Here is an 18,707-nt window from a genome sequence, read left to right on the forward strand (position 1 = left end):
CACTCTAAGGGTTTTGGCCGGAGCCGCCCGCGGGCGGTCGCTGCGACGACTGTTGTTGTTGCTGCTGTTGCTGCAGTTGCTGGCGGCGCGCCTGGATGCGCTCGCGGATCGCACTCATCTGTTCTTCGCTGGGGCCTTCGTTCTGCGCCGGTGCCGGCGCGGGTGCCGGTGCGACCGGCCGCGCCACCGCGGCGGGTGACGGGCCATTGGTCGGCCGGGCCTGGGCCGCCACCGACGCCGGTGGTGGAAGCGCGGGCATCGGCTGACCAGCTGGCGGCACGCCTCCACCGGGCGTGGGGTTGCCGAGCACGGTGGGCGGCTCGCCGCCCTGCCCGTTGAACACCGGCAGCTCCAGTACCTGGGTGCCGCCGGGGCCGGCGACAGTGGCACGACGCGGCTCCAGCGCCAGCAGCTGCCAGCCGTTGACAGCATCGCCATTGAGGCGCAGGCGCAACGACTGGTGCTGGTCGGTGGTGAGAATGGCCATCGCGAAACTGTCGGTGAGCAGCACGCCGGTCAGACTGACCGTGCTGGCCGCACCCGGTTCGCTGCCGCCCAGCAGGTAGGGCCGGGGGGTACGGTCTTCGGCAAACAACGGGCGCGTGCCGATGTCGGCGTAGCTCGCGGCCGTGGCCATGCGCTCGGGGGCCGCAGGCGGCAGGACCGGCAGCGCGGCGGCGCCGCGTCCGGGCGGCGGCGCCGGACCCAGGCGACCGCCCAGCCCGAACAGGGTCGCCAGCCAGATTGCCGCGGCCCAGGCCAGTACCGCAGCCAACCACCAGGTGCGCAGGGGCGCCACGTCAATTTTCATGCGCGCCCTCCTCATCCGGCACCGCGTCGCCACCGTCCGCGTCCATCGGTGCGGCGGGCATGGCCATCGCATCCCCCATCGACGGCGCGGCGACCGCTGCGGCGGATGCCGCGGCACCGGCGGCGTCGGCCGCAACGGGCGCCTGCGCGATGCCATCGGTCGCGGTGTCGTCCAGATACCCCACCAGCTCGAACGACACGTCCAGCCCCGTCCCGGTTTCGCTGGGCGACTGCTGGAAGCGCTGCGCGAGCAGGTTGAGATTGTCGATGAACAGACGCGGCGTGCCGGTTTCCAGGGTGTGCAGCACCGCCGCCATTTCCGGTATGCCGCAGCGCAGCCGCACCTGCAGCGCCACCCGTGCAAAGCGCGCATCCGGCGTGGTATCAGGCAGGGGCGAGCGGTTGCTGATCGTGCAGCTGCGATTGCCCGGGCTGGCCGAAGCAACCGCATCCTGCAGGCGGGTGGAGAGCGCGGCGGCGGCGGATTCGGCGGTGGCCTCGCGCAGGAAACCGGGGCGTCCCTGCAGCGCCGCGCGTGCCTGCGCCAGGCCCTGCGCCACCTGTGTGCGCTGCTGCAGCTGGGCCTGCACGCGTTGCTGGCGCTCCTGCAGCCCGGCAATGTCGGCATCGATGGCGCGCAGCGGCTGGGTAAACCACGGGTGCACCAGCAGCAGGTAGGCCACGCCGATCACCGCGATCAGCAGTGCCAGCGCCAGCCAGCGGTCACGGCGTGTCGTTGGTTGCGCCATCGGCACCCTCCGACGTTGACGGGATGGAGGCGGTGCCCTGGCCGGGCAGTGGCTGCAGCTCGGCGGTCAACGTGAAGCGGTCGCGGCCGGCGGCGCCACCGTCGGCCTGCAGCACACCGGTCAGGTTGACCTTGCGCCACAACGGCGACACCTGCAGCAGCGGCACCAGCTGCGAGGCTTCACGGCTGAGCCCGATCAACTGCAGCGTGTTGCCTTCGATGGACAGCTTCTCCAGATAGGTTCCGTCGGGCAGCAGCCGGGTCAGCTCGTTCCAGATTTCCACGCTGCTGGCATGGCGCCCGCGCTGTTGTTCCAGGAACGCCGCACCGTCCACCAGCGACTGCAGCTGCTGGCGTTCGGCCGCCACCTGGCGGGCGTCGCGCGCCGCTGCATCGACCTGCGCCCGCAGGCGCTCGGCCGCCGCCTGGCGGTTGTCCAGCAGCTGCAGGCCAGCAAGTACCAGCAGCAGCACGCTGGCCGCGCCCAGCAGCAGGTTCCAGCGCCGCATCGGATCGCGCGTGGCCTGGCGCTGTGCCGGCGGCAGCAGGTTCACGCCGAGCGGCACGCCGGCTGCATCGACCGCATCCAGTCCGGCCAGCCCCTGCGACCACGCGCCGTACTGCTGCGCCCACTGCGCCAGCGCCTGCAGCGGCACCACCACCAGTTCGACCTGGAGCTGGCCGTCGTCGAGCACGCCGAGCTCGCGTACGTCGAAGGCGACCTGGCTTGCATCGAACGGCGTCTGCCGGTCGATCTCGAAACGCACCACGTCGTGCAGCCGCTCGGCCGCGGCCGCCGGCAGCCGCAGTGGCCGCCGCAGCACCGCCGAGGCCGGCAGCAGCCAATGCCGCGGCAGGGTACGCAGGCGTGCGTCGCGGAGACTGTCCAGCGCAGTGGGCGACGTCGAGAGCGGCACGTCCACGACCGGGCCGATCATCGCGCCGGTTTCCTGCATCAGGCGCACCTGCCCCGCCTGCACGGACAGCAGCAGGCGCGAGCGCGACCAGCCCAGCGCCCACTGCCAGCGCGCCGGCAACCACGCCAGCAGCGAACGCCGCCACCAGCGCAGGCCACGGCCCACACCCGGCGCCATCTGCCCCTGCGCCCGCACCAGACTGTCACGCCATGCCGTCATCGTGCTGCCATTCCCTGTTCCCAGCGAAACACTGTGTAGACCCTTCCCGGCGTACCCGCCGACCCCATCCGCACGACGGCGCGCAACACCGAAACACGGCCCCGCGCGTCCGTGGCGCGGCTCTCGATACTATAGGTGCCGCCGCCGCTGGCAAGCGGTGCGACAGGAACACCGGCTTCGACCGCCGCCTGCGCACGCTCGCGTTCGGCCAGCAGCCGCTCGGCATCCAGCCCCAGCGCGCTCAATACCGGACCGGCGGCGAAGCGAGGGTCCGGCCGCGACTGGCGGCTGTACAGCGTCAGCATCGGCTCCATGCGCGCATACAGCGCCGCATCCATGCCGAGCACCCGCTGCAGTTCGCCCAGGCTGTCAAAGCGCGCATTGCGCGCGCCATACGGCAGCCCGGCTGCCCGGTAGTCCGCCGTTTCGGCGCCGCCGCCGGGTTGCTTGAGGTTGTCGGCGTCGCGCCAGTCCAGGATCGCCCCGGCCAACTGCTGGGCACGTGGCGGCGGTTCACCCAGCGCGCGCAGGAAGCCGGACAACAACGCCGCATCGGCAAGGTTGAGATTGATCTTGCCGTTCTCATCGACGATACGCAGGTCGATACGTCGTTCGTCGAACTGCCACCGGTAGCGCCGGCCATCGGGTACCCACGCCGGCTGCGTGGCGGTGGGCTGCAGGCGGTGCAGCGCGTATTCCAGCCCCGCCCGCGCATGCTCCTGGCCGATTGCGTCATCGCCGACCACGCGTTGCTGAAGATGCTCCACCCGGGCGGTAAGCGCGTACGCGCCCACCACGGCCGTCAGCAGCGCGATCAGCCACAGCACCAGTACCAGCGCGGCCCCCCGCATGCGCCGCGTCATGGGCGCGCGGCCTGCTGCTGCGACAACGCCACCACCAGCGTGGGCCAGGCCGGCCCCTGTGCGGGCTGCACATCGATGGACACCAGCAGCGGCAGGCGCCGGGTATCGTCCCACCGGTCCTGCCAGGCGCCGACGTCGCCGGTGCGCGGGTCGATGCCGCGATAGCGGAAGTGCACGCCCCGCAGGCCATCGACGAGCAGTTCGGGGGCGCGCGGCGGGGTTTCCTCGATGCGCTCGCCGTTCTGCACCAGGGTGAGCGTCAGGTCCAGCCGCTGATTGCGGCCATCGGGGCGCAGCGCGAGTTCGTGCACATACGGCCCGCCCCGGCCGAGATAGCCCGGCAGTTCGGACACGAACAGCATGTGCTGCGCGTCACCGGCGAAGTAGACCGGCTCGCGGGTCGGGTCCGGCGGCGTGGTGGCGGTGCGCGTGGCCATTGCCAGGCGGCGCCGCAGGAACCCTTCGACCGCCCGCATGCGCTCGTTGTGCGCGGCCACCGCTTCGCCCCGTTGGCTGATCGCCATCGCCGAGCGGATCGTAGCGAACGCCAGGGCCAGCCCGCCCACCAGCAGTGCGGTGGCCAGCAGCACTTCGATCAGGGTGAACCCTGCGCGGGTGTGAACCGCCAGCGGCCTCATCGGGGTGCCCCCGGCACTGCGGCCGTTGCCGGCGGCAGCAGGCGCAGACTGCGCCACTGCAGCGTCTCGCCGCCACCGTCGCCCCAGCGCACCTGCAGGGTGATCCGGGCCAGGCGCGGCGCAGCGGGGTCGATGACCGACGGCGCGGTATCGCCACGCGCGTCCACGAACGGCTCCACCTGCAGTTGCCAGCGGTAGCGGCCGTCCTCCCACTCACCGCGGGTCTGCCCCGGTTGCAGCGGCGCGTCGATGCCGGTGGCCTCGAGCAGCGACTGCGCATGCAGTACCGCGCGGGTCCGCAGATCGGACTGGCCGACCTGTCGCGACGCGCCGGACAGGCTGCCCAGCAGCAGGGTCAACGCCAGCGCCAGCAGCGCGAACGCGACGATCACTTCCAGCAGCGAATAGCCGCGCTGGCGCTTCATGGACGGTCCCGCCGCATGCCCGAGCGCACCTCGCCGGTGATCCAGCCCACCTGGATGTCCCACACCGCATCGCGCGCGCTCAATGCGATCCGTCCCCCGCTGGCGCCGCCATCGGGATAGAACGCGATGGCGGCCTGGCCGGGCCCGGGGGCGACTTCGCGCGCCGCACTGACCTGGACCTCCAGCGTCGCCGGCAGGGTGCCGTGGCGGCCATTGGCGGCGGTCCAGGTACGCGCCTTCGGGTCCACCACGAAGCGCTGCTGCTCACCGGTGGCGATCGCCTGGGTCCGGGTGTAGCGCAGCTGGTTGGCCATTTCCTTGCCGGCGTTGCGCAGCCGCATGCCGTCGATGCCCCCCCGCATGCCACTGGCGGTGATCAGCCCGACCACCGCGATCAGGGCCACCACCAGCAGCATTTCCAGCAGCGACAGGCCACGCGCGCCCGTCCGCGGGGCAGCGCGGTGGTGGCGCGGCGGGTGCGGGGCGGCCGCCTCGATCACTCGTAACGGATGTCCGCGTCGTAGCTGCTGCCGCCGACCTTGCCGTCCTTGCCGAGGCTGATCAGCTCGAACGGCTGGCCTTCGCCGGGCACGCGGTACTCCAGCGCGTGGCCCCACGGATCGTTGAGATCGGCCGGCTTGGCGTACGGGCCGAGCCAGCCGCTGCTGCCGCCGGGCTGGGTGACCAGGTCGTCGAGCTTGGCCGGCAGCTTGCCGGTGTCCAGCTGGTAGTTCTCGATCTTGCCGGCCACGGTCTGCACCTGGGCCTTGGCGATGTTGGCCTTGCCGCGGTCGGCGCCGCCGAGAACGCGACTGCCGACCAGGGTAAGCACCGCGCCGATCAGCACGATGACGATGATGATTTCCAGCAGGCTCATGCCCGACTGGTTGCGCGGCGAGGAGAAGCGGATCAGGCGGCGTTGCATGCAGTGGGCTCCTTGGATCGGGTCGGTCGGGGATGGGCCGGCGGCGCTCAGCCGATGGCGTTGGTGAGGTCGTACAGCGGCACCAGCACGGCCACGATCACCAGCCCGACCACCGAGGCCAGCACCAGGGTGATCACCGGTACCAGCGCCGACAGCAGGCGGTCGATCGCGCGTGCGCTTTCCTGTTCGAACGTGTCGGCGGTCTTGAGCAGCATGGTATCCAGCGCGCCGGATTCCTCGCCGACCTGGATCATCTGCAGGGCCAGACGTGGGAAGCGCTTGCCGCGCGCCAGCGAGGCGGACAGGCCGTTGCCGTTCTTGACCTCGTCGCTGGCCGCGTCCACGTCGGCCGCCAGCGCGCGGTTGCCCAGCACGTTGCGGGCGATGCCCAGGCCGGACAGCAGCGGCACACCATTGCGCAGCAGCGTGCCGAGGGTGCGTGCCAGCCGCGCGGTTTCCAGCTTGGCCACCAGCGCGCCGATGCCGCGGCGCTGCAGCAGCCAGCCATCCAGCGCCAGGCGGAACGCCGGCTGGCGCAGTTTGCGCTCGATCACCAGCGCCACCAGCGCCGGGACCACGATCACTGCGATCCAGCCTTCACGCACCACCGTGCCGGCCGCCAGCACCCACTGGGTGAACCAGGGCAAGGCCACGTCCAGGCTTTCGTACATGGTGGCAAACTGCGGCACCACATAACCGAGCAGGAACAGCAGCGCGCCGCCGACCACGGCCAGCAGGATCGCCGGATAGATCAGCGCGTTGATCACCCGGCCTTTCAGCTCGGCGCTGCGTTCGAGGTAGTCCGACAGGCGCTGCAGGGTGTCGTGCAGGCTGCCGCCGGCCTCACCGGCGCGCACCATGTTGATGTACAGCCGCGAGAACAGGCCGTGCTGGCGTTCCAGTGCGGTGGACAGCGCGGCGCCCCCACGCACGATGTCGCGGATCTCGGTGATCACCCGGCGGCTGCGCTCGTCCTCGGGCAGCTCCAGCAGGATGGTCAGCGCGCGATCCAGCGGCTGGCCCGCGCCGAGCAGCGTGGCCAGCTGCTGGGTGAACTGCACCAGCGCGGCGCCGTCGAACGGTTTGCGCCGCAGCAGCGTGGCCCACGACGATGCGCTGGCCACGCCGTCGCTGGCCAGCCGCGCTTCCATCGGCACGTGGCCCTGGTCCTGCAGCCGCGCGGCGACCTCGGCTTGGCTGGCGGCCTCCATCTGCCCGTCGAACAGCTCACCGTGGGCGTTGAGCGCCTTGTAGCGGTACTGGGGCATGCTCAGCCGCCGCTCCGCTGCCGGCACGCGCGGCGCATCAGGATTCCTCCGTCACGCGCAGCACTTCCTCAAGGGTGGTGTGGCCCTGCAGCGCCTTGGACAGGCCATCTTCATACATGGTGCGCATGCCGGCGGCGCGTGCGATCTGCTCGATCTCGCCCATGCCGGCACGCCGCATCACCGCACGCCGCAGTTCGTCGTTCATCACCAGGAACTCCATGATCGTGGTGCGCCCCAGGTAACCGGTGGGCGCTGCCGCCGACGGCTGCGCGCGGTACAGGAAGATCTCGCCCTGCGGCTGCAGGCGGCGCAGGCCGAACTTCTCGATCTCCTCCGGCGAGGCCGGATAGCGCAGCGCATGCGACGGCTCCAGGCGGCGCACCAGGCGCTGGGCGAGGATGCCGTTGATGGTGGACGTCAGCAGATAATCCTCCACGCCCATGTCGAGCAGGCGGGTGATGCCACCGGCGGCGTTGTTGGTATGCAGCGTGGACAGCACCAGGTGGCCGGTGAGCGCGGACTGGATGGCGATGCGCGCCGTTTCCAGATCGCGCATTTCGCCGATCATGATGATGTCCGGATCCTGGCGCACGATGCTGCGCAGGGCGTTGGCGAAATCCAACCCGATCTGTGGCTTGGCCTGGATCTGGTTGATGCCTTCGATCTGGTATTCCACCGGGTCTTCGACGGTGATGATCTTGACGTCGGCGGTGTTCAGCTGGCTCAGCGCGGTGTACAGCGTGGTGGTCTTGCCCGATCCGGTCGGGCCGGTAACCAGCAGGATGCCATGCGGCTGTTCCAGCACCCGGCGGAACTGCGGCAGGAAGGCGTCGGTGAAGCCGAGGCGCTGGAAGTCGAACACCACCGTGTCCCGGTCGAGCAGGCGCATCACCACACTCTCGCCGTGCGCGGTGGGGACCGTGCTCACGCGCAGGTCCAGCTCTTTGCCCTGCACGCGCAGCATGATGCGGCCGTCCTGCGGCAGGCGGCGTTCGGCAATGTTCAACCGGGCCATGATTTTGACGCGGCTGATCACCGCCGCGGTCAGATTGGCCGGCGGACTTTCGCCGTCGATCAGCACACCGTCGACGCGATAGCGCACCTTCAGGCGGTTCTCGAACGGTTCGATGTGGATGTCCGAGGCGCGCAGTTCCACCGCGCGTTGGATCACCAGGTTCACCAGGCGGATCACCGGCGCTTCGGAGGCCAGGTCGCGAAGATGTTCGATGTCGTCCACCGCAGCGCCTTCGCCGTCAGCGGTCTCGATGATCGCGCCCATCGCGCTGCGGCCCTGGCCGAACCAGCGTTCGATCAGATCGTCGATCTCCGAGCGCAGCCCCACGTGCAGGCGCACCGGAACCGAGGTGGCCAGCTGCACCGCCTCGGCGGCGTACGGGTCCTGCGGGTCGGAGACCCACAGGTCGAGCACGCCGTCCTGCAGCGCCAGCGGGCAGACGTGAAACTGTTTGAGAAAACGCAGCGACAGCGGCAGCGTTTCGAGCAGGGCCTCGGGCGGGCTTTCCGGAACCGCCTTGGCATCCAGCAACGGCAGCCCCAGCACCTCGCTGCTGGTCTGGGCATGGTCGCGCTCGGACACCAGACCCAGCCGCACCAGCAGCTGCAGCAGGCTGCCGCCGGATTCACGGTGCAACGGACGCGCGCGCGCGAGGTCGCCTTCCTTCAGGCGCCCCTTCTGCAGCAATACGTCGACTAGTCGTGTTTCCGCTGCGGATTCGGCAGTGGGACCGTGGGCAACCGCGTTCACGAAGCTCTCCTGGCAACCCCTGCGACTTTAGCAGTTCGTCGCGATCCTACGCGGGATTCCCCGGTGCGGAATGCAAAAGCGGGAGCCCGTCACAAGACGGACTCCCGCAGCAGGGCGATACGCTTACTGGTTGGCGACGATGCTCACGCCGCTGAACGCGGACTCGCCGACCAGCTTGATGTAGTACGTGCCCGCCACCGGCGCGGTGAAGCGCACGGTTTCACTGTTGCCCGGACGGGTCGACTTGGCGTCGTAGGCCGTCGCGGTCGGTTCCTTGCCCTGGCTGACGTACACCGACACGTTGCCGCTGCCACCGTAGGTCAGCAGGCTGAGCACCTTGCCGGCCTGGGCCTCGAAGCTGTAGAGCACTTCGCTGCCACCGGCGCCGCTCAGGCCGCCCACCGCCACCTTGTTGGTCAGCGGCGTCGCGGTCGGGCCGCAGTCCTCGGTGCACGGCTCTTCCAGCGCCTTGTCCAGCGCGGCCTTGGCATCGAGGATGCCGGTGCCGATCGGGGTGGACGCCGGAATGCTGACCGGGAACGGACGGGCCGTCTCCTTGAGCAGGGTCTCCATCGCCGCCGGGGTCAGCGGGTCGCGGTTGTTGGCGATCAAGGCGCTCTGCACCAGCGCGGCCACGGCGGCCACGTGCGGCGAGGACATCGAGGTGCCGCCCTTGCCACCGTAGGTGGAGGTGCCCAGATCCGGCGAGGTGGTGCTGCTGGACACGGCCTGCCAGACGAAGCCGCCCGGGTTGCCGTCGACGCTGCCGCCGCCACCCGGTGCGGACAGATCCACTGCCGGGCCGTAATTGGAGTAGTAGGTGATGCCACCGGTGATGCGGGTGGCACCGACGGCCACCACGTTGTTGCAGTTGGCCGGACGTGCGTTGGCCACCGGGCCGCCGTCGTTGCCTGCCGCCACGATCACCACCGTGCCGCGCTGCACCGCACCGTTGATCGCGGCCTGGTAGACCGGATCGCACGCGCCACCGCCGCCCAGGCTCATATTGATGATTTCGGCCGGGTTGGGGTTGGCCGGAATGCCGGCCACGGTGCCGCCGGACGCCCAGGTGATCGCATCGGCGATATCCGACAGGCTGCCACCACACTTGCCGAGCACGCGTACCGGCAGCACCTTGGACTTGTACGCGACACCGGCCATGCCGATGCCGTTGTTGGTCGCTTCGGCCACGGTACCGGCCACGTGCGTGCCGTGCCAGGAGCTGTCATCGGCAAGCGAGCCCTGGTAGCACTCGTTGTCGTTTTCCACCCAGTCGCCGTAGTCCAGGGCGCCGGGCACGCGGTCATTGGTGGGGCGACGCGAGCGCGCCGCGTTGCTGATGAAGTCGTAGCCCTCCAGCAGATTGCCGGTGAAGTCCACATGGTTGGGCACGATGCCGGTATCGATCACCGCCACCACCACGCCCTCACCCTGGGACACGTCCCAGGCGGCCGGTGCGTTGATGCCGCCCACGGCGTTGTGGAAATGCCACTGGTACTGCTGGTAGTACTGGTCGTTGGGCACCAGTTGCGGGGTGGCGTCGGCCTTGGCGCGCAGGTCGGCGCGCTGCATCAGCACGTCGGCCACGGCGTACTGCACCGAGGGATCGGCCGACAGTTCGGCCAGTACCTTCTGCAGTTCGGCGCCGCCGAGCCGGCTCTGCAGGCGGATCAGGTCGGCACCCACGCCGAGCGTGCGCACCACCTGCGGGCTGAGCGCGTTGGCGCGCACGGTGCCACCGTTGAGGCTCGCCCGCGACAGCGCCGAATGCACCACCTGCAGCTTGGCCGAGCGGTCGGACGCAGCAGCGGTGCCGCTGCGGTACTTGATGATGATGCCGTCGCTGACCTGCTGCGCGACAGTGGCCGCGCGTACCGGCTCTTCGGCGCGAAGGGTGCCGGCAAACGCGGCACCGGTGCCGACCGACATCGACAGCAGCGCGGCTGCCAGTACGTTGATGCGAAGGTTCTGCTTACTGATCACGTTGAAGTCCTCTTCAAGGTCATGGATCAAACGACTGTTCAGGCCAACACTCCATGCGACAACCACTGGCCGGCCCTGGCCAGGGTTCCCGTGACCCGCCCCCTCAGGCCTTGCATTTCCCGGGGCGACACCCTGCCGGTGCCGCCCCGTCCACACGCTTACCAGCCGAAGCCGGCACCCACGCCGACCGAGCTGTCATCGCTGCTGAACGCACCGCCCAGGGTGACCGTGGCGCGCTCGCTGATGGCGCGCTGGTAGCCCAGCGACAGCGCCGATTCGCCGCCCTGGAACCCGATGCCGACACCGACGCGGTTCTGCGTGCGTACGCCGGCGGCACTGGTGGCCATGTTGAGCATCGCCGCGCTCATCGCGCCCTGGCGGTCGATGCGGCGATCCTGGTGACGGAGGCGCTGGTCGATCTCGCCCTTGTAGATGTCAAAGCTGTCGGCCATCGTGGTGAAACGCTGGTCGGTGTAGCTGTTGGCGCTGGCGATGCCACCGTCGAGCTGGCCCTTGTTGACCGCGTCGGTGGCCTGGGTACCGGCCGCGACATGGGTGACCTGGCGTTCGTTGCCGGTGGCACCGACCGAGACCGTGTCGGCGCGGTCGGCGACCGAGCCCTGGCCCAGCGCCACCGAGTTGGCTGCGGTCGCCGACGCCCCCTGACCGATCGCGGTGGACGCGGCCCCGCTGGCAACCGCGCCCTCGCCCATCGCCACCGCGTTCACGGCAGACGAGGCGGCGGCGGACGGTGCCACGTAAGCCTGGCTGCCGCCCACGCTGGCGGCGGTCGGCGTGCCCTGCACGTCGGCCAGCGCCGTATCACTGGACAGCGGTACGGCCGTTTCCACGGTGGCCAGACTGGCGCTGGCCACCGTGGCACCGGCACCGCGTGCCCGTGCCGTGCCGCCACTGCCGGCCATGCGCTGGTCAAGCTCGGTGACCTTGCGGTCGAGCGCACCCAATGCATCGCCGACGTTGGCGTAGCTGGCGCCCTGGATCACGTAGTTGGGCGCCACGAACACGCCCTGCATGCCCACACTGGCACCGCCGCCGAGGAAGCTGGCAGCATCGCTCAACGACTGGAACAGCTGGCCGCCGTTGATCGCCTGGCGGCTGCCGGACGCGATCGAGCCGTTGCCCACGTTCTCCAGCGTGGTGCCCTGCAGACCGGCCAGGGTCAACGTGTCGCGGCTGCTGTCGTCATAGGTGAGCGCATTGGCCGCCACGTTCTCCACCGTGCCGATGCGGGTGTCGATATCGCCCACGCGGGTTTCCACCGCGCCCACGCGCTGGTTGGTGGTGTTGAGCTGCCCGCCGGTAACCGCATCGGTGCTGCCCTCGGCGATGCGACCGGCGCCGACGTTGACGATCCGGCGCGTGGCCGGACCATCGGTACCGTTGCCGCCGCCCACCGAGACCACGTTGGCTTCCACCGCGCGCGAACCGGCACCCAGCGCGACCGCGTTGGCGCCGGACACGCCCGCCGCAGAGCCGATGGCGATGCTGTTGGCACCGTTGCTGGCGAAGGCGCCGTTGCCGATGGCCACGCCGTTGGTCGCATTGGTGGAGGCCTGGCGGCCGATCACCGTGCTGTTGGTGCCGCGTGCGGATGCATCGGCGCCGATCGCGGTGGCTCCGGTGGCCGACGCCACCGCAGCGGTACCCAGCGCACTGCTGCGGGTCGCGCTGGCGGTCGCACCGGCACCGGCGGCGAGTGCGTCGGTGCCGCTCGCCGTGGCGACGCCGCTGCCGCTGGCCTGGAAGTGCTTGCCTACCGCATCGGCAGTGGCGGCCACGCTGTCCAGCTGCGACTTGTTGACCGCATCGGTAGCGTTGACGCCCGCACCCACGTTGGTGATGCGGCGGGTTGCCGGACCGGTGGTGCCGTTGCCGCCGCCGACCGAGACCACGTTGGCCTCGCTGGTTCGTGCACCGGCGCCAAGCGCGACGCTGCCTTCGCCGCTGGCCGAGGCGCTCTTGCCCAGCGCGGTGGCATTGATGCCGCTGTAGGCATAGCTGTCCTGGCCCAGTGCGGTGGAACCGGCCGAGGTCGCCCACGCCAGCTGCCCCACCGCCGTGCTCTGCGCGGCAGTGGCCCAGGCGTTGGCGCCGGCGGCCAGGCTGTTGGCGCCGCTGGCCTGCGACGCGTAGCCGATCGCGTTGGCATAGCTGCCCGACGCGGCACTGCCCCAGCCCAGCGCGGCAGCGTAGTCGCCGCTGGCCTCGGCACCGTAACCGAGCGCGGTGGTACGCACGCCGGTGGCGGCACTGAAGGCGCCCACGGCGGTGCTGTAGTCGCTGCCCGCCTCGGCGCTGAAGCCGAACGCGGCCGACTGCAGCCCGGCCGAGGTGGCGGCCGCACCCGTGGCGGTGCTGAACACGCCCTCTGCCTGTGCACCGGCGCCCAGCGCGGTGGCGCCGATACCGCTGGCACTGGTGGCCTGGTCGAGCACCACGTTGCCGTTGGCGTCCTCGTAGTACAGCGCACCACCGATCGCGGTGGCCGAATCGGCCGTGGCCGACGCGTTGAAGCCCGAGGCCGACGCGTTGCGGCCGGACGCCAGCGCGCCGCTGCCGTATGCCGATGCGCCGGTGCCGAAGGCGTTGGCCGCCTCACCTGCCGCCGTGGCGTAGGCACCGTCGACATAGCTGCCGACATCATCGCCGTTGCCGCTGCCCGACGCCTTGAAGTACCGGTTGGTTTCCTCGGCCACATCGGCCACGGCATTCAACTGGTCCAGATTGACCGCGTCGGTGCCTTCGGTACCCGCCGCCACGTTGGTGATCTGACGCTGCGCGGTGGCCGTGCCCACCGAGACGGTATTGTCGCGGTCTGCGGTCGACCCGGCGCCCAGGGCGACGCTGTTGACGCCACTGGCCACTGCGCTTTCACCCAGCGCGGTGGCGCTGGCCGCATCGGCCCATGCATTCCAGCCGATCGCGGTGGCGTAGTCGTCGGTGGCCCATGCGCCGGCACCAAAGGCCGCCGCCCCCGTGCCCGACGCGCGTGCCGGCAGCAGACCGTAGAAGGTCGAGCCGCCGATGGCCACGCTTTCATCGCCGGTAGCCTCGCTGGATTCGCCGAGCGCGACCGCGCTGGCACCGGACGCGGTCGCCGAGGTGCCGACCGCCGTGGCCAGGTTGCTGGAGGCGATGGCGCCGTAGCCCAGTGCCGCCGACAGACGCCCGCTGGCTTCGCTGTAGCTGCCGTAGGCGGTGGCGCCGGCATCGCTGGCGCTGCTGCGGAAGCCGGTGGCGGTGGCCTGCTGGCCGCTGGCGATCGACTCGGCGCCGGTGGCGGTGCTGTAGGCGCCGGAGGCCTGTGCCGCAGTGCCGATCGCACTGGCACCCAGCTCGCTGGCGCTGGCACCGGTACCCACCGCCACGCTGTTTTCGCCGGTGGCCTGGGCATTGCTGCCGATGGCCGAGGCACCTGCGCCGGTCGCCAGAGCATCGACACCGATCGCGGTGGCGTTGTCCGCCAGCGCATTGGCTCCGCTGCCGAGCGCGGTGGTGCCGTCACCGATGGCGTTGGCCGCTTCGCCGGCCGCCAGCGCGTTGTCGCCGTCGACCAGTGCACCGGCATCGCTGTCGTCGCTGCCACTGGCCTGGAAGTACTTGCTGGTGGTTTCGGCCACCGCTGCCACCTCCTTCAGTTGCGCCACGTTGACCGCATCGGTGTCCTGCGTGCCGGCAGCCACGTTGGTGATCTGGCGCTGCGCGTCGGCGCTGCCGACCGACACGGTATCGTCGCGGTCGGCGATGGAGTCGGCGCCGAGGGCAACGCTGTTGGCGCCGCTGGAGGTGGCTGCATTGCCCAGTGCCGTGCTGTTCACACCCGGCGACCACGCCCCACCACCGACGGCAGTGGAATAGTTGCCGGAGGCCTCGGTGGGCAGCAGACCGAACAGGGCGCCACCGACGGCCACGCTGTTGGTGCCGCTGGCCAGGCTGCCCTGGCCGGTGGCGGTGCTGTAGGCGCCGGAGGCTTCGGCATCGCCACCCACAGCCACGCTGTTGGAGCCGGTGGCCTGCGCGAAGCTGCCGAGCGCGGTGGCATTGAAGGCCGAGGCGACGGCATAGCCACCAATCGCGGTGGCGTAGTTGGCGGTGGCTTCGGAGGCGAAGCCGTAGCCGGCCGCGAGCGTACCGCTGACCACGCTCTCGGCACCGACCGCAGTGGCACCCTCGCCACTGGCGGTGCTGAAGTAGCCCAGCGCCACCGATTCTTCACCGGCCGCTTCGGACAGCGCACCGCCGGCGAGACTGCCGGCACCGGAGGCGATGCTGGCCGCACCGGTGGCGGTGCTCTGCTCGCCGGAGGCTTCGCTTTCGGCACCGCTGGCGGTGGCGTACTCGCCGGTGGCCTGCGCGTTGGCACCCACCGCAACCGCGTTGGCCGCACTGGCCAGCGCATTGAAGCCGACCGCGCTGGCATTGTTGGCCAATGCGAACGCACCACTGCCCAGCGCGGAGGCGCCGTCAGCGCCGGCGTAGCTGCTGGAGCCCACGGCCGTGGCGTAGTCGCCATCGGTGGCGGCGTTGGCACCGGCGGCCACGCTCTCTTCACCACCGGCCACCGCCACGCCATCACCGCTGGCCTGGAACTGGTCGGTTGCCGCGTTCAACTGGTCCAGATTGACCGCGTCGGTGCCTTCGGTACCGGCGGCCACCTGGGTGATCTGGCGCTGGCGTGCATCGCTGCCCACCGACACCGTGTACGCACGATCGGCCACCGAGCCGGCACCGAGCGCGACCGCATTGCTGGCACTGGCCGCGCTGCCGGCACCGATGCCGATCGCGCTCTCGCCGCCGGCCACCACGTTGGTGCCGATGGCAATGCTGTTGATGCTGTTGCCCAACGCCTGGAAGCCGACCGCGACGCTGTTGTCGCCATAGCCGAACGCACCACGCCCGAGCGCGGTGGCACTGCTGCCGCGTGCCCAGCTGTTGTAGCCGATGGAGGTGGAACCGGTGCCGCTGGCCCAGGCCGACTGGCCTACGGCCGTGGCATTGGCTTCGGTGGCCCACGCACTCGCACCGAAGGCGGTCGCGCCGTCTGCCGTTGCCCACGCATAGGCGCCGGTCGCGGTGGATTCCTCACCGCTGGCGAAGGCGTTGTCGCCCTGAGCGACGCTGTAGTCGCCGGTCGCGCGGGCCTTGTAGCCGCCAGCCAGGCTGTTGTCGCCCGTGGCCTGCGCGCCGCTGCCGAAGGCATTGCTCAGTGCACCGGTGGCCTGTGCACCGGCTCCCACCGCAACCGCGTCCGCGACGGCCGTGGTGCCGACCAGGACCGCGTTGCCGTCGGCATCGACCAGCGGCTGGTTGTACGCGTCGTACGCCTGCCCGAGCCCACCGATGGCGACGCTGCCGTTGCCGTTGGCGGCCACGTTGCGACCGACGGCCACCGTGTCATCGCCCACCGCGCTGGCGCCGTTGCCCAGCGCAGCGGCACCGGCACCGAGCGCGTTGCTCGCTTCGCCGGCGGCCAGCGCGCCATCGCCGTCGGCGAAGGCACCCACGTCACTGCCGTCGGAGGCGTTGGCCTTGAAGCGGTTGGCGGTGACGTTGGCGACCTGCGCCACGCCATCGAGCTGCGCCTTGTTGACGGCGTCGGTCGCCTCGGTACCGGCGGCCACGTGGGTGATCTGCCGCTCGTTGCCGACATCGCCCACCGAAACGGTGTTGTCGCGGGTGGCGGTGGAGTTTGCCCCCAGCGCCACGCTGTTGGCGCCGCGCGCGGTGCTGTAGAAGCCCACGGCGGTGCTCAGGTCGCCGCTGGCCCAGCTTTCCGCGCCCAGCGCCGAGGCTCCCTCGCCCGGTGCATAGGCAAAGTAGCCGACCGCCGTCGCTTCGGTGCCCGATGCTTCGCTCAGGGTGCCGTTGGCGACCGCGTAATCGCCGCTGGCAATGGCGCCGGCACCGACGGCCGTGGCGGCTTCGCCGCTGGCCTGGGTCTGCACGAAGAAGCCCAGCCCCGGCAGCAGATCGGCCGGACCGCCGATGGCGGTACTGCTCGCGCCGGTGGCCACGCTCTGCGTGCCGACCGCCGTGGAATAGTCACCGGTCGCATTGGCGACCGCACCGAACGCCGACGATTGCGCACCGCCTGCGTATGCGCCGACACCGTAGGACGAGGCTGCGAACCCGGATGCTTCGGCGCTGGCACCGACGGCCGTGCCACCGACGCCGGCGCTGGTGGCGCCGGTATCCACCGGCACGCCCCCATTGGTGATCAGCGGATTGCCGTCGGCATCCACTGCTGCACCGCCGACGGCCACGCTGCCCGGGCCGTTGGCCTGTGCGTTGTTGCCGAAGGCCGCGCTGTTCTGGCCGCTGGCCACGGCGTTGTAGCCGACCGCCGTGGCGTTCTGCGCCACGGCCGTGGCGCCGCTGCCCAGTGCGGTGGCGCCGTTGCCGAGTGCATTGGATGCTTCGCCGATTGCCGTGGCGTTGTCGCCATCGACGTACGCACCGGCATCGCTGTCGGCGCTGCCACTGGCCTGGAAGTACTTGTCGGTGGTGGCGGCCACCGCGCCCACTTCATCCAGCTGGGCCTTGTTCACCGCATCGGTGGCTTCGGTGCCTTCGGCAAGATTGGTGATCTGCCGGCGCAGGCCGTTGTCGGCATTGCCGACCGACACCGTGTCCACGCGGTCGGCGTAGGAGCCGGCACCGAGCGCCACGCTGCCGACCGCAACGGCGGCGGAGTTGGCGCCGAGGGTGGCGCTGAAATCGCCGACGGCCACGCTGAACGCGCCGACCGCCACGGAGGCTTCGCCGCCGCTGCCGGCACCGCGGCCAAGCGAGGTGCTGCCCAGGCCGATGGCGAGCGCGCCACCACCGACAGCGGTCGCGCCATCGGCACTGGCTTCGGCCAGGCCGCCGATGGCGGTCGCCGCGCCGTTTTCGCTGGCCGCGACGGCCGACGCGCCGAGCGCGACATCGCCGAGGCCGACAGCGACCGCACTCTGCCCCACGGCGGTGCTCGCATCGCCCAAGGCCAGTGCGTTCTGACCGAAGGCGCTGCCACCGAGGCCGGCGGCGATCGCGTCACTGCCCACGGCCGTAGTCGCATTGGCCAGCGCCTGGCTGCCGCGCCCCAACGCGGTTGCTCCGTCGCCTTCTGCAGTGGCACTGGCGCCGGCCGCCAGCGCACCCTCGCCATCGATACGGGCCGCATCGGTGTCGTCGCCGTCACCATCGGCCTTGAAGTAACGGGTCGCGCCTTCGGCGGCGACCGCGACCTTGTCCAGCTGCGCCTTGTTCACCGCATCGGTGGCGGCGGTGCCGGCCGCGACGTTGGTGACCTGGCGCTCCTTGCCGGCATCGCCGACCGACACCGTGTTGGCGCGGTTGGCGCGCGAGCCGGCGCCCAGCGCCACGCTGTTGGCCGCCGACGCGGTGCTGCTGCTGCCGATGGCCACCGCATTGGTGCCGGTGGCGCTGGCGCTGCCGTCGACCACGCAGCTGTCGAGGATCTTGCTGTTGAGCACCACGCAGTTCGCGTTGCCCCCCACTTCAACCGACTGCGCACGGGCGGTTGGCGTGACAACAGCCGCGCCGAGGCCAAGCGTCAAGGCGATGGCGGCCGACAGCAACGTGGCGTTGCGGCCGCCAGTGGATCGGCGCTGATCGATGACTCCCCCCGGGGACTGGCTGCTGGCCAATTCCGAGGCGACGACCATCTGCCCCAGTGCTTTGTTCCAGACCTTGCGATAAATCCGATTCATCGATACGGCTCCTGATTAGGCTGGTTTTAGGCAAAGCGACGCCAACGCCGGGCCGCGTGGCCCAACGTCCCCTGGGGGCGTTTTCGCTTGATTTACTGCGTTATGCCGAACGGCAGGCAGAGACGTACAGCGTTGCTCGCTTTCCGTGCGGTTACTGCTGACTGAACGCTGTCGAAATGAGAATGCAGTGTTAACTTACCGTGCCAAATCCGTCAAGACATTGACGTGGAAAAACATATGACCGTGTGTTTCGTCACATTTTCGACGCGATACTCGGTTATTTCGTTATAACAGTGTGAAACCACGTGAAAACGGATTTCGGCCATGTAACGCGCTGTAACTCATTGCCAGCGATGAAAATCGCGGCGCAAAAAAAAGTCGCCGGTGATACCGGCGACTTTCTTCATGCG

12 protein-coding genes are annotated in these 18,707 nt (G+C 70.3%); all 12 read right to left on the reverse strand.

The features are described from left to right. Positions 1-4: 4 nt before the first annotated feature. Positions 5-811 carry a hypothetical protein gene (locus ACPEH1_RS14175; RefSeq protein ID WP_423715958.1) on the reverse strand — a complete coding sequence of 269 codons (807 nt, stop codon included), beginning with the start codon at positions 809-811 and terminating at the stop codon, positions 5-7. After that, positions 801-1,559 carry a type II secretion system protein GspM gene (gene gspM / locus ACPEH1_RS14180; RefSeq protein ID WP_136003626.1) on the reverse strand — a complete coding sequence of 253 codons (759 nt, stop codon included), beginning with the start codon at positions 1,557-1,559 and terminating at the stop codon, positions 801-803. The genes ACPEH1_RS14175 and gspM overlap by 11 nt, the downstream gene beginning before the upstream one ends. Beyond that, a complete protein-coding gene (locus ACPEH1_RS14185; protein WP_423715959.1) occupies positions 1,534-2,694 on the reverse strand; it encodes a PilN domain-containing protein in 1,161 nt (386 codons plus the stop codon). The genes gspM and ACPEH1_RS14185 overlap by 26 nt, the downstream gene beginning before the upstream one ends. Continuing rightward, on the reverse strand, positions 2,691-3,557 hold the full coding sequence (locus ACPEH1_RS14190) for a general secretion pathway protein GspK (protein WP_017357531.1): 867 nt from the start codon (positions 3,555-3,557) through the stop codon (positions 2,691-2,693). Before ACPEH1_RS14190 ends, ACPEH1_RS14185 begins: the two co-directional genes overlap by 4 nt. Next, a complete protein-coding gene (locus tag ACPEH1_RS14195; protein ID WP_153164921.1) occupies positions 3,554-4,195 on the reverse strand; it encodes a prepilin-type N-terminal cleavage/methylation domain-containing protein in 642 nt (213 codons plus the stop codon). Before ACPEH1_RS14195 ends, ACPEH1_RS14190 begins: the two co-directional genes overlap by 4 nt. Beyond that, the gene (xpsI, locus tag ACPEH1_RS14200) at positions 4,192-4,620 is read right to left on the reverse strand and encodes a type II secretion system protein XpsI (RefSeq protein WP_017357533.1); all 429 of its coding nucleotides are present in this window, start codon (positions 4,618-4,620) and stop codon (positions 4,192-4,194) included. The genes ACPEH1_RS14195 and xpsI overlap by 4 nt, the downstream gene beginning before the upstream one ends. Then, complete coding sequence (gene xpsH, locus ACPEH1_RS14205; RefSeq protein ID WP_166473631.1) at positions 4,617-5,117, reverse strand: type II secretion system protein XpsH; 501 nt, start codon at positions 5,115-5,117, stop codon at positions 4,617-4,619. The genes xpsI and xpsH overlap by 4 nt, the downstream gene beginning before the upstream one ends. After that, positions 5,117-5,545 (reverse strand): type II secretion system major pseudopilin GspG, encoded by a 429-nt coding sequence (gene gspG, locus ACPEH1_RS14210; protein ID WP_017357535.1) that lies wholly within the window; start codon positions 5,543-5,545, stop codon positions 5,117-5,119. The genes xpsH and gspG overlap by 1 nt, the downstream gene beginning before the upstream one ends. A 47-nt stretch (positions 5,546-5,592) precedes the next feature. Next, positions 5,593-6,813, reverse strand: a complete 1,221-nt coding sequence (gene xpsF / locus ACPEH1_RS14215; protein WP_262071570.1) for a type II secretion system protein XpsF — start codon at positions 6,811-6,813, stop codon at positions 5,593-5,595. 37 nt (positions 6,814-6,850) lie between these two features. Beyond that, entirely contained in the window at positions 6,851-8,578 is a 1,728-nt protein-coding gene (gspE, locus tag ACPEH1_RS14220; protein ID WP_423715960.1) for a type II secretion system ATPase GspE, read from the reverse strand. Between the two features lie 123 nt (positions 8,579-8,701). Next, positions 8,702-10,561 carry a S8 family peptidase gene (locus ACPEH1_RS14225; protein WP_026070909.1) on the reverse strand — a complete coding sequence of 620 codons (1,860 nt, stop codon included), beginning with the start codon at positions 10,559-10,561 and terminating at the stop codon, positions 8,702-8,704. Positions 10,562-10,719: 158 nt separating this feature from the next. Next, positions 10,720-18,297: an ESPR-type extended signal peptide-containing protein gene (locus ACPEH1_RS14230; protein WP_423715961.1), complete on the reverse strand. Its 7,578-nt coding sequence runs from the start codon at positions 18,295-18,297 to the stop codon at positions 10,720-10,722. Positions 18,298-18,707 lie beyond the last annotated feature (410 nt).

The organism is Stenotrophomonas sp. NPDC077421 (assembly GCF_049545505.1).
Classification (GTDB): Bacteria; Pseudomonadota; Gammaproteobacteria; order Xanthomonadales; family Xanthomonadaceae; genus Stenotrophomonas; species Stenotrophomonas nematodicola.

What these genes read in the sequence shown, in the direction of transcription:
- ACPEH1_RS14230 (WP_423715961.1), bottom strand. Translation starts at nt 18,297, where the DNA reads ATGAATCGGATTTATCGCAAGGTCTGGAACAAAGCACTGGGGCAGATG.
- gspG (WP_017357535.1), bottom strand. Translation starts at nt 5,545, where the DNA reads ATGCAACGCCGCCTGATCCGCTTCTCCTCGCCGCGCAACCAGTCGGGC.
- ACPEH1_RS14190 (WP_017357531.1), bottom strand. Translation starts at nt 3,557, where the DNA reads ATGACGCGGCGCATGCGGGGGGCCGCGCTGGTACTGGTGCTGTGGCTG.
- ACPEH1_RS14175 (WP_423715958.1), bottom strand. Translation starts at nt 811, where the DNA reads ATGAAAATTGACGTGGCGCCCCTGCGCACCTGGTGGTTGGCTGCGGTA.
- xpsF (WP_262071570.1), bottom strand. Translation starts at nt 6,813, where the DNA reads ATGCCCCAGTACCGCTACAAGGCGCTCAACGCCCACGGTGAGCTGTTC.
- xpsI (WP_017357533.1), bottom strand. Translation starts at nt 4,620, where the DNA reads ATGAAGCGCCAGCGCGGCTATTCGCTGCTGGAAGTGATCGTCGCGTTC.
- gspM (WP_136003626.1), bottom strand. Translation starts at nt 1,559, where the DNA reads ATGGCGCAACCAACGACACGCCGTGACCGCTGGCTGGCGCTGGCACTG.
- ACPEH1_RS14185 (WP_423715959.1), bottom strand. Translation starts at nt 2,694, where the DNA reads ATGACGGCATGGCGTGACAGTCTGGTGCGGGCGCAGGGGCAGATGGCG.
- ACPEH1_RS14195 (WP_153164921.1), bottom strand. Translation starts at nt 4,195, where the DNA reads ATGAGGCCGCTGGCGGTTCACACCCGCGCAGGGTTCACCCTGATCGAA.